Raw genomic sequence first — 10986 nt, 5'->3', positions numbered from 1 at the left:
AACTAGCCTTTCAACAGCGCAGTGATTGCGGCTTCATCAAGTCCATGTTCACCAATAATGACCAGTCGACTAACTTGCTTTTCGCCCTCCCGCCACTCACGGTCGTAGTAATGCTGGATGCGATTGCCAACCGCCTGAACAACGAGGCGCATGTCCTTGCCGGCGACTGCGATGAAGCCTTTCGCACGGAGAATTCCATGAGTTTCAATTGCATTGCTTAAGCGGGCCAATAATTCGTCTGGTGAGTTTGGATTGGGTAGATCAACTACAAAGCTGTCGAAATCATCATGCTCATGATCATCAGCGCTATCATGATGAGATTTCCGAACGTCCAGATCATCTTCAGCGGCTGCGCCAATTCCCAAAAGGACGCTTGCTTCCAAATTGCCATGGCTCGTTTTGACAATTTTCACAGAAGGGCGAACCTGAGCCCTAATTTCACTGGAGGCTTGCTCAATTGCCTCTTCGGAGAGCATATCCGACTTGTTGAGCAATATCATATCCGCGCAATTGAGCTGATCTTCAAAAAGCTCCTCTAGTGGGCTGTCATGATCCAGATTTTCGTCTGCTTCGCGTTGAGCCTGAACAGCGTCAGGGTTGGCGGCAAACAAACCATCGCGATAGGCAGGTCCGTCAATCACCGTAACAACGCCGTCCACCGTGACCTGGGTCCTGACTTCTGGCCAGCCAAAGGCACGCACCAAAGGTTTGGGGAGAGCGAGGCCAGATGTTTCAACGATAATGTGATCCGGGCGGTTTTCCCGATCCAGTAAGGCCTGAATAGTCGGAAGAAAGTCATCAGCAACTGTGCAGCAGATACAACCGTTTGCAAGCTCCAGAATGTCATCCTCATCGCAGTTTTCGTTCCCGCATCCTTTAAGGACTTCACCATCAACGCCTAGATCTCCAAATTCATTGATGATGAGCGCTAGCCTTTTTCCATTGGCATTCTCAATCAAGTTTCGAATAAGGCTGGTTTTACCTGCTCCCAAGAATCCAGTGATGACGGTTGCGGGGATTTTTTCGCTTTTAGTTTGCATGGGAATAGCCTGCCAATTGGTCAAATGACACATGGAAAAGGGCAGACAGATTAGTCTGCATCAGAATTTCGAGATTTGCGTGCAGCAGAAGCTGCCGAGATGTATCAGCTAACATCATGATCCTCCGTCATGGGACATAAATTATGGATGGCAGGTCTCCTGACTTACGAATGACACCTCAACCGCCCTTCCCGTATAAAACAGTGGGATATGATCAAGGCTAATCGCTTACAGTTGCGGGGACAGTCACGGATTAGATGTCATATCGCACCGTGTTCCCTTTTAATCCCAAGCCTAGGCTCTGGAACCATCGGGATGGACGCTATGCCGCTTCAGGGCTGCTGTCAATTCTTTAAGTGACATGGCCGATTGCTAGGATTAAGTTGTGCCCATCTTTGGTCATTGTAAAAGGTAAGTCTTATGCCCCCATTTCATCTCGCATTTCCTGTCTTGAATATTGAAGATACGCGGCGATTTTATGTAGATCTGCTGGGTTGCATTGTCGGGCGAGAAGCTGAAAAGTGGATAGATTTCAACTTTTTCGGCCACCAGATCTCTGCTCATGTGAAGCCCGAACAATGTGATGGAGCTCGGACGAATGAGGTGGATGGAGATAATGTCCCTGTCCGTCATTTTGGGGCTGTTCTGGATTGGTCAGATTGGGAAGAATTAAGGGACAAGGTTGCGGCGTCGGATGTTCCGTTTTTGATTGAACCAAGAATCCGCTTTGAAGGTCAGGCAGGGGAACAAGGCATTTTCTTCTTGCAGGACCCTTCCGGTAACGCGATGGAGTTCAAAACATTCAAGGATATGGCAAGTCTTTTTGATCGCGGCTAAATGAAGGAATGAAGGGCTTCGCTCAAACGTTGCCAGTCCTCCTCTCGACCTGGATGGCCAAACCGCAAATGAGTGGGCGAGTGATCAAAGGGCCGGACCAAAATCTTTTGTATGCACAGGTGTTGAAATAGGCTTCTCGCTTTTTCATGTCGTGCATACGTAAAGAGCCGGGCCTCTCCTTCAATTCTGAACTTGTTTTGCTGAAGAAGATCACGAAGGCGCTTCTCGTTATTGGCGAGTCGCTGACGTGTTTTTGAAATCCATTCTCGATCGTTTAGAGCTTGCGCCCCGATTTCCATGGCAGGTCCATTTAAAGCCCACGGACCGATAAGTTCCTTCAGTTTCTGGATAATGGTCTCTGGTCCGATCGCAAAGCCAAGGCGAAGGCCAGCAAGCCCAAAAAACTTTCCAAAGGATTTCAAAACGATCACAGGGAGTCCCTCACAATCCTGGTGTAGAAAAGAATTTCCGATTGGATCGACAAAAGCTTCATCGAGGATGAGAATGCCATCTCTGGCTTTTAACTCTTTAGCCCAGTGTATGAGTGCTTCAGTATTTTGAATTTCCCCTGTTGGATTATTGGGGGAGACAACGATTAAAGCCTTTGTGTTTTCAGGGATATCATCAAGTCTGGTTGTTCGGTGCACATGTGCCCCCACCCGTTGCCAGCATGTTTCATGCTCTGCATATGTCGGGCTTAAGACACTCACATGTCGTTGTTTTAAAATTTCTGGTAATAGCTGAATCAGGATCTGTGTGCCTGGTGCCGCCAAAATGTCCATATGCCCTGGAACTTGATAATAGGCTTTCGCTACTTTCAGAAGATTGTTTTCCAGTTGCGAGGAGGGAAGTCTGTTCCAACTTGTCGATGAAACTGCAGGAAGAGGATAGGGTATTGGATTGATACCGGTGCTAAGATCCAACCAATCCTCTTCTTTTCCTCCATATTCGGCGCAGGCGCGGACAATGTCACCGCCGTGATATATGTCTCGATTATAGCTTCCTGCGGTCATATTCCAGTTTCATATCTTTGTTTGATCCTGTAGGTTTATGACAACAAAAAACATGGGGTTCAAGCTAAGTGTCCACTGCAATTCCAAAAATTAGCATTCAAGATCTCGTCAAAACCTTTGACGGTGTGAACGCTCTGGATGGATTAAATTTTCAGGTTTTACCTGGTGAAATTCTCACATTAATTGGCCCTTCAGGGTCAGGCAAAAGTCTTGCTCTGAAATGTATTCTTGGTCTACTTCGTGCCAACAGTGGAACGATCTCGCTGGATGGAAAAGATGTGACAAAACTCCGCGGTGAGGAATACGACAATTATTTGAAGCAGTTTGGCATTTTGTTTCAAAAATCAGGTCTGTTTGACGGGTTGCCGGTATGGGAGAATATTGGGTTTAGACTTTTACAAGAACCTGGTCAGACACGAAAATCTGTCAGAGATCTTGCGGCTCAAAAACTGAAGGCCGTCGGACTTCAGGCGGATGTAGTGGACCTTTTCCCTTCTGAACTTTCAGGAGGCATGCAAAAAAGGGTGGGCATAGCAAGAGCATTGGCGGGGGAGCCACCCATTTTATTTCTGGACGAACCAACGGCCGGTCTTGATCCAATCATGAGTAATGTGATCAATGATCTTATTGTGCGAAATGTCAGAGACCTAGGGAGTACTGCCATTGTCATTACCAGTAATCTGATGACCGCACGGCGGATTTCTGATCATATTGCAATGCTTCATGAAGGCAAATGCGTCTGGACAGGTACTGTTGATGAGGCTGAAACATCAGAAAATCCTTACCTGTATCAGTTTTGGCATAAGAAGAAAGATGGGCCAATTTCCATGCCGGTTGCGTCCATGACCGTCTGAGGTCTCCGGGACAAATTCACAAGACTGCAAAATATGTCGTCGAATGTGCATTTCCAATGAAATGAAAGCATTTGAATGTCATGTCCTATTGATAGCGCTTTTGCTCAATTATTTGAGCCCAGAGAGCTTTCCGACTGGCCAGAGGGCCTCAGCTTGAAAACCCTATGGAGCAATATTCAAATAATGGAGAATGTACCTGCGCGGGAGTTTCGTGCCCACAGGTTTGAAAAAGAAACTGCGCTTCGTCTTGGGGTCATAGAGACGGTTGAAGACAGTATTAGGGGATATAGTTATCAAACCTATCGCTCCTGGATGTCTGATCTTAATTTTATGGCCCGGCTATTCAATGCGGATCAACTCATTGCTTACGCACCAAACTTTGTTGCCCTAGTCGCGCTCATGCCGTTGTCCTTGAAATTGGAGCGGCGCAGTACCCTGAAGCGGTATTTGGAGCGACGGCTTGATTTTGAGGACAGGTTTGTTCGACGCCATGCAAATAAATTTACCAGAAGCGCCGTAATTTTATATCCGGCTGAAATTCTTTTTTCCATGGCTGATGGATTTGTTGGGCTTCTTTCGGAGAATAAAGACCAATCAGCAAGAGCAATTAAGCGTCGGGTGGCGACGATGGTTCGTTCAATCCAACTGATGTCCGATGCTGATATTTTATGTTTGTTTCAATCTGCATCCAATTACACAGATCACTTGCTGTTCTTAAGGGAGCAATGCCTGTACTATCATATGGATGTCGTGGATGTGTTTAGTTTGTCGGATAAGGAAAATTAGCCTGATTTTTTAGAACCCGGCTCCAGGCTGAGCCAAGTATTCTTCTTCTTCAGGCGTATTTTTCCGCCCAAGTGCTTCATTCCTGTGAGGAAAGCGCCCAAACTTTTCAATAATATCTTTGTGCCGAATTGCATAATCAAGTTTGACGGGATCTCCTATTGCTTCGAACAAGGAGACCGAATAAATCTGGTCTTCAATGTCCTCACTATGCTCAAAGGGAAGTGCCGCGAAACACTGTTCTGTCTTGGAGAGCTTTTCATAAAAACCGCTTGAAATCATATGGCGGGCAAGCTCTCGAGCCTTGCCATCACTTTCGAATGCCTGTTTGTCTCCTCTAAACATATTTCGCGTGAACTGATCGAATAGAATGATGAGAGCGAGTGTTCCGGCTTTGTGATCAGTCCAACTTAGAAGATAACCCTGTTTGGCTTTCTCATATACATCCTGAAACTGATCCTTTATTTGGCGATCAAATTCTTCGTTTTTTTGAAACCACTCCGCTCGTTCCCTTCCATGATCGGGATGATTTTCAGGAAGAAACCAAAAATCGAGAATTTCTTGATATGAGGTCATAGGCGCTGGATTTCTCTCTATGGGTTAATCTCCTCTCAATCATATTGGATTAAAATGCTTCCCGTCCAGTTCAGTTCACGAAGGCAAAGAGACCAAATGAAACTGCAGAAGATAAAATTAGGAGCGAAAGAAGCCGGTTTAATGGCTGTTGCATCGTCGCTTGTCCTGGGAGGTTGTTTCGATCCTTCCCAAAAAGAAATTCTTGAGAAGGTTCAAGGACTGAAAAGTGCTGAAAAAATTGCAACAGCACTTGGGCCAGCTGATGAGACTTCTGAAACGGGCGCCATGACCTTGTGGAGATATTCTGCCCAAGAGGGCGATATTTGCTTTTCCGTTGTGCGGGATATGGCACTTCGAATGGCTTGTCGTTAGGAAATGAAACAGACTGCTCTCAAGATCTTTTTCACTCTCTTGTGTGTTTGTTTTTTTCTTGTTGGAAACTCTACTGCGGAGCGACAAGTTTTTCCGCGAGGGATCAAGGGAGCAGATGATCGAGGGCGAGTTAATATCCAAGAGTACCCTTGGAGTTCGATTGGGCGTTTGAATAAGGATGGCGGTTTTTGTACTGCGATATTAATTAGCTCCAATCAAGTTCTGACGGCTGCTCATTGTTTTTGGAACACCCGGACTAGACGCTGGTCTTTGGCCCGATTTTTTCATTTCGTCGTAGGATATGAGAAGGGAAATTATGCGGCGCATGCTAAAGGTGTTTCTTACGTAACTCGATATGGATCTCCACCCACGAAAGCGTTTACTGACTTTCCAAGATCTGAAGATTGGGCGATTTTGACTTTGGATCAGGATCTTGACCCCCAGTTTCGCCCAGTGCCAATCTGGAACGAAAATTCAGTTACATCAAAGCTGAAATCCAAGCGGCCGGCAGTTGTTTATCAAGCAGGCTATAGTCGCGACTATGCGCACGTTCTGACAGTCCATAAGAATTGTCAGATTACATCTAAACAAAAACCTTCTCAAAATTCTGATCCTGTTTTCGTTCACAATTGTGATGCGACGCAAGGCGACTCAGGTTCTCCCATACTGCAATATCAAGAGGAACAGGTGGGTATTGTGGCTATCCACTCAGCAACAGTCCCCTTTAAAAACGGTAACTCTCTGGGGCTTGCGGTCTCCAGTCAGCAATTTATTCGATTCGTGACGTCAGCTTCTGCGAACTGATTTTTTTATCCAAGGCGCTATTTCAGCCAAACCTGGTAAGCGAGTTCCTAATTTTTGGGTAAAATTTTACTAAAAATCATAGAAAACTGTATTCAATACCTCATATGAGGGATGAAACGTTCAAATGTGAAAGCTATGTTAAACAACATAGTGAACTCTAATGAGAAGTCCTTTGACATCTAGGTAAGATGCTCGAGGGAAAGGTGTAAAGGTGATGGCAAATTCGGAAAAATATGAATCCGTTGATGATGCCAATGTGGAAGAGGTTCTGCAGGAAGCAGATAATTCTGATCACAGCGTAAACAATCCGGCAAATACTTCAGCCGCCGTATCTGGTCTCTTGATCGAGGATCAGGAGGAGCTTGTTGACCTGGATGCTTTATTCGATGCCTTAAATATTGCTGCCGAAGATGGTGTGGATGCGATGAGTTATATTGAGGATTCCGATAATGGGAATACTCTGGTTATCCCGAGCGATGCAATAACCACCACTGGACTTGATGAGATCGGTAGCAATCTTGTAGATCCTATAGAAGACAGAATTGTCTCGGATGAATCCTAGAGATCAATATTAATGAATAGATTTTGGCTCCCGATTGTTGATCGGGAGCTTTTTTATTGCATATCTGCGGCAGCCTGTTTCAAAGACTCTTCAAAAGCTTCTCCGGCTTTTGTCCCGAGAAATTGATCAAAGGCCTCGACAATTTTTTCATCATACTTGTCAGGATTTGTTCGAAAGACTTCCATCGCCTCTTCTACGCTGATGGCGCTTCTGTAGCTTCTGGGCGACACACGGGCGACCAAGATGTCTGCCATACCAAGGATTCGAGCAAGCAAATCGATTTGTTGCCCTTCCAAATTGAGGGGATATCCAGATCCGTCTTGGCGTTCGTACATCTGGCATATTGCCGTTATGACAGCTTCATCAATTTCCATCTCTCGCAGCAGAGCCTCTGCTTTCGTTACGTGGCCCTGCATAATCTGCTTTTCAGATTCTGATAGCCTGCCTTCTTTTGTTCGAATTTCGGCCGGGATAGAAATTTTCCCAATCTGCGAGAGGTTAGCACCTGCATGAAGGTTTTCTTTCTGTTCGCGAGTGAGCGAGAGGATATCTGCTACATTGCTTGTCAAAACGCTCATGTGGTTTGAATGCCCAGCAAGATGCGGGTCATTCGCCTCAAGCATGCGAACAAGAATAGAAATGGTTTTTTGACCCAACTCATCTTTGAGTCTTTGGAATGTGATGAAGTCAGTAATGTCGCCACTCACGGTGACGATACCAAGGAATGTGCCGTCATCATCCACCAATTGAGATTTTTCAACGCGGACAATCTTCGATTTTTTCTGAAGCTCCAGCTCCAGGATCTCATTGACTGTTTCTCCGGTCTCAGCCACTTGATTGTCCATCTCTGAGAATTTCCGGGCAATCTTATCACCAAAAAGGTCACGATCTGTTTTTCCAGGTATACTGGTCTCTGGAAAGTCGACAAATCTGGCGAGAGCAGGGTTCGCATATACATACGTTCCATCAGGGCCCTTGAGACTGATCAGATCTTGTACAGTGCTGTTGATATTCCCAAGAAGGCGTCTTTGCGCATTTATCCGCTGGGCCAGATCTTTATATTGATCGGCGAGGTTTTTGGCATTTTGGGTTCTCAAGCTGAACCAGATCCCACTGCCGATACTGCAGACGACCACAAATACGCTCACCGCTAAGCCAAGGACAACATAGCTGTATGTTTTTAAAGGTTGGAGAGCGACATCAGATGGGACTGCCTGTAAAAGCAATATATGTGTGTTTTCAATCGTCCGGCTGACCGTGTAACTATACCCCTGCATTCTGTCGAGTTCACGCTCGGTAAATGAGGTGAGGTCCTCATTTAAAGAAAAGGTCTCTTCAGTTTTTAGAAAAGGCGGACGGTTTGGTGTGACTTCGTTATATCCGGCCTCACCCTTTTGAAAGATAAGCGTTCTTTCCCCTGACATGGACACTGGAGTTCTGGATAGAATTCCTGCCAGCGGATTTGCGGCTGAGAGTGTCATGAGAAAAGCGCCGATCGGCTCGTTCGTGTTTTCAGTCAGTGGTTGAGCTGCTAAGACTGGAATAACAAAATCGATGGCTACCTCTCCGTCGATTAAATGAAGAGGAGATGTGGAATATTCAGAAGCCGAATATTGTTTTTGCGCAAGCTCTCTTTGCTCCCTGCTAAGACTAGGGGAGTTACTAGAAGCAAGGTAAGCACGTCCATCAGATCCGATCATATAGGCCGCAATTAGATTGTTTTCCCGCACAAACTGGTTAATCGCGTTTTGCATGAAAGGGAGTTGAGCCGACAGAGCTGGGGAAAGTTCCTGCCCCTTCAGTGCATGAATTTCCGAAGCAAATAGCTTGATGAGTGGGTTCCCAACCAGTGTATTGGCCTGCTGCGCAGATTGTTCAATCCATGTTCTGAAGACGTCAGCCTTACCATTGAGAGCGATTTGCTGGCGAGTTTCCAAACTGTTCAAGATCTCAGTTTTCTTATCTTGAATGATGACATAAGAAATCCAGGCACAGGCAATTAACAGTAAAAGGATAGATCCCAATGCAATTGAAATGGGCTTGTTCACCCCACTGTTTGATTTTTCCTGCGGGGCTTTTTCTTCAAGAAACCGTTCCAGTTCGAAATGCGCGGTAGCTTCTGTCATTGATCGATCCTCGCTGCGTTACTGGCTGCGATATATTGACTTGGGATATGGGCCCAACGGGTTGTCTCATTCAAGGAATAGAGAGGTACGTAGTACTTGATAAATTTTTCCTGAAAAACAGTGTCGGTTTGAGAGTCGAGAACATATGATTTGTTGTTCAATTGAACACTCAGAATAGTATGCGTTACACCGCGCAGGACATCACGGGTTACAACGATCCGCATTTGCTCAGAAGAAAATCCCAATTCTTTCAGGCTCACATATTTCATGATCGCGAAATCTTCTGAATCCCCTCCAACAGTTAGAAACTCAAGGGGAGAAGCCCAGTAGTCTTGATGGCGATAAGTTGCCCAATCACTGTTATGCTGCCATTTATTCACAAACTGATTGATTTGCCGCATGATAATGCTTTTAGGACTGTGCTCCAGTTCCTGAATTTTTGTCCGCCAAAGTGTCATCTGCTGGGAGTTGCATTTCAAAATATCTTCGTCACACGCTTTCGCCGCTTTCTTCAGGTCGGAAAAGCTTGCTAAAGCTCTGCGCCACTGAGGCAGGGCTTGAAGATCGCTAGACGCAATTTCTAATGTACCAAACAAGCCATCAGCGTCTTGGGCATTGCTGTTGCTACCTGAAAAGGCAAAAGAGCAAATGATGCTGCTCAGTAAGAGGAGTCTGATAACCTTCATCATCTCTCCCTAAGCGCATTATTCTTGGTTTTAAGGATCGGTTTCAGGATGTAATCCAAGACAGACTTATGACCAGTCAAAGTGTCGACTGTTGCAATCATGCCTGGTTTAATGGGGAAAATCTCATCCCCTCTCTTCAATGAGGCTTCCTGAGTGCGCACGATAATTTTATAGAATGTCTGACCCGTTTGTTCATCTACAGTCGTATCTGCACTGATCCGTTCAACGGTTGCCGGAAGACCGCCGTAGATAGAAAAATCATAAGCCGTAATCTTAACTGTCGCCTTTTGTCCGGGGCGAAGGAAGGCGATATCGGATGGGCGAATTTTTGCTTCAACCAACAAGTTATCTTCAATCGGAACAATTTCCACAATATCCTGACCGGGTTTAACAACGCCACCGATTGTTTGAATCTTCAGTTCCTTGACTTCCCCTTTTAACGGTGAACGAACATCCGTCCTGGTAACCCGATCACGTGCTGCCAGGATAGTTTGACGGACAGACTCAAACTCAGCTCTGGCGATACTTAACTCTTGAGAAGCCAGACTTCTAAAATTCAGGATTTTTTCTTCGATGCGTTGATTGGCTTCCTGCAAAGCACCTCTCGCTCTGGGTAACGCGAGGTTGGAGGCTGAAATCTGTCCTTTGAGCTCGTTTGCTTCCCGTTTAAGCTTCAGAAGCTGGACTTTGGGAACAATTCCTTTGGCTGCAAGAGGCTCTGTAATCGATAGCTCTTCATTAACGAGCGCGATACTGGATCTAAGCTGGGTCAAGCGACCCTCGATCTCGGTGATTTCCTGTTTGCGCTGCTGGGCCTGCTGGCGAAGAATAGTAATCTGAGATTGTAATTCCGCTTGGCGCGCATTGAAAAGATTTTGTTCACGGATCGAGATTTGCTGGCCTTCCGCTAACAATTCGGGCGGAAATTCGATACCCTTGCCTTCGGCCTCAGCTTTTAGGCGGGCGATCTTACCCATTAGGTTAAGGTATTTCGCCTCAATTTCACCAAATCGCGCGGCGAAGCCTGTATCATCAATTCTGAGCAGAATTTGTCCCTTTTCGACAATTTCTCCCTCCCGAACGAGCAACTCCTTCAGGATACCCCCTTCGAGATTTTGGATAATTTGAACCTGAGATGAGGGGATAACCTTTCCGTCGCCACGTGTGACTTCATCAAGAATGGCATTGTCCGCCCAAATATAAGCTGCCACGAAGAAGGCAATTACACCAAACAATAGCAGCATGGACTTTGGGTTCGGGCCTTGCATTTTTGCAGCGACCACATCCGAGGCAAAATCGGTATCATTCCATTCAGTTTGATTAGCCATTCTTT

At 45.8% G+C, this 10986-nt stretch carries 13 protein-coding genes and 1 riboswitch; of the genes, 6 read left to right on the top strand and 7 right to left on the bottom strand.

The genetic code is table 11. The features are described from left to right. Window positions 1-2: 2 nt before the first annotated feature. Both cobW and HH301_RS17810 read right to left on the bottom strand, forming a co-directional pair. The gene (gene cobW / locus HH301_RS16800) at window positions 3-1040 is read right to left on the bottom strand and encodes a cobalamin biosynthesis protein CobW (protein ID WP_169570203.1); all 1038 of its coding nucleotides are present in this window, start codon (window positions 1038-1040) and stop codon (window positions 3-5) included. Further along, a complete protein-coding gene (locus HH301_RS17810) occupies window positions 1030-1158 on the bottom strand; it encodes a hypothetical protein (RefSeq protein ID WP_277348935.1) in 129 nt (42 codons plus the stop codon). Before HH301_RS17810 ends, cobW begins: the two co-directional genes overlap by 11 nt. A 14-nt stretch (window positions 1159-1172) precedes the next feature. Then, a riboswitch (cobalamin riboswitch) is annotated at window positions 1173-1367 on the bottom strand. A 93-nt stretch (window positions 1368-1460) separates the two neighbouring features. Here HH301_RS17810 and HH301_RS16795 point away from each other — a divergent pair. Next, a complete protein-coding gene (locus HH301_RS16795; protein WP_169570202.1) occupies window positions 1461-1877 on the top strand; it encodes a VOC family protein in 417 nt (138 codons plus the stop codon). On the opposite strand, the gene cobD is transcribed toward HH301_RS16795, so the two are convergent. Continuing rightward, window positions 1874-2890, bottom strand: a complete 1017-nt coding sequence (gene cobD, locus HH301_RS16790) for a threonine-phosphate decarboxylase CobD (protein WP_169570201.1) — start codon at window positions 2888-2890, stop codon at window positions 1874-1876. The genes HH301_RS16795 and cobD overlap by 4 nt on opposite strands. A 68-nt stretch (window positions 2891-2958) precedes the next feature. Between cobD and HH301_RS16785 the strand changes: the two genes are divergently transcribed. Next, window positions 2959-3744 carry an ATP-binding cassette domain-containing protein gene (locus HH301_RS16785; protein WP_169570200.1) on the top strand — a complete coding sequence of 262 codons (786 nt, stop codon included), beginning with the start codon at window positions 2959-2961 and terminating at the stop codon, window positions 3742-3744. 75 nt (window positions 3745-3819) lie between these two features. Then, on the top strand, window positions 3820-4530 hold the full coding sequence (locus tag HH301_RS16780; protein WP_169570199.1) for a hypothetical protein: 711 nt from the start codon (window positions 3820-3822) through the stop codon (window positions 4528-4530). 9 nt (window positions 4531-4539) lie between these two features. Here HH301_RS16780 and HH301_RS16775 read toward each other — a convergent pair whose 3' ends face one another. Continuing rightward, complete coding sequence (locus HH301_RS16775) at window positions 4540-5103, bottom strand: DUF924 family protein (RefSeq protein WP_169570198.1); 564 nt, start codon at window positions 5101-5103, stop codon at window positions 4540-4542. 96 nt (window positions 5104-5199) lie between these two features. On the opposite strand from HH301_RS16775, the gene HH301_RS16770 reads away from it, so the two are divergent. From HH301_RS16770 to HH301_RS16760, 3 genes are all read left to right on the top strand, one after another. Further along, window positions 5200-5475 carry a hypothetical protein gene (locus HH301_RS16770; RefSeq protein ID WP_169570197.1) on the top strand — a complete coding sequence of 92 codons (276 nt, stop codon included), beginning with the start codon at window positions 5200-5202 and terminating at the stop codon, window positions 5473-5475. Window positions 5476-5478: 3 nt separating this feature from the next. Beyond that, window positions 5479-6279, top strand: a complete 801-nt coding sequence (locus HH301_RS16765; RefSeq protein WP_240969638.1) for a trypsin-like serine peptidase — start codon at window positions 5479-5481, stop codon at window positions 6277-6279. 214 nt (window positions 6280-6493) lie between these two features. Continuing rightward, the gene (locus HH301_RS16760; protein ID WP_169570195.1) at window positions 6494-6841 is read left to right on the top strand and encodes a hypothetical protein; all 348 of its coding nucleotides are present in this window, start codon (window positions 6494-6496) and stop codon (window positions 6839-6841) included. Between the two features lie 53 nt (window positions 6842-6894). Here the strand turns inward: HH301_RS16760 and HH301_RS16755 are convergent, their stop codons facing one another. The 3 genes from HH301_RS16755 to HH301_RS16745 are packed head-to-tail and all read right to left on the bottom strand — an operon-like array spanning window position 6895 to window position 10981. Continuing rightward, window positions 6895-8967, bottom strand: a complete 2073-nt coding sequence (locus tag HH301_RS16755) for an HD domain-containing phosphohydrolase (protein WP_169570194.1) — start codon at window positions 8965-8967, stop codon at window positions 6895-6897. After that, entirely contained in the window at window positions 8964-9653 is a 690-nt protein-coding gene (locus HH301_RS16750) for a transglutaminase-like cysteine peptidase (RefSeq protein WP_169570193.1), read from the bottom strand. Before HH301_RS16750 ends, HH301_RS16755 begins: the two co-directional genes overlap by 4 nt. Continuing rightward, window positions 9653-10981: an HlyD family type I secretion periplasmic adaptor subunit gene (locus HH301_RS16745; RefSeq protein ID WP_169570192.1), complete on the bottom strand. Its 1329-nt coding sequence runs from the start codon at window positions 10979-10981 to the stop codon at window positions 9653-9655. The genes HH301_RS16750 and HH301_RS16745 overlap by 1 nt, the downstream gene beginning before the upstream one ends. Window positions 10982-10986: the final 5 nt, after the last annotated feature.

This window comes from Sneathiella limimaris, assembly GCF_012932565.1.
Taxonomy (GTDB): Bacteria; Pseudomonadota; Alphaproteobacteria; order Sneathiellales; family Sneathiellaceae; genus Sneathiella; species Sneathiella limimaris.
The sequence above is the reverse complement of the archived record's forward strand: the minus strand, read 5'-3'. Positions and strand labels throughout refer to the sequence as shown.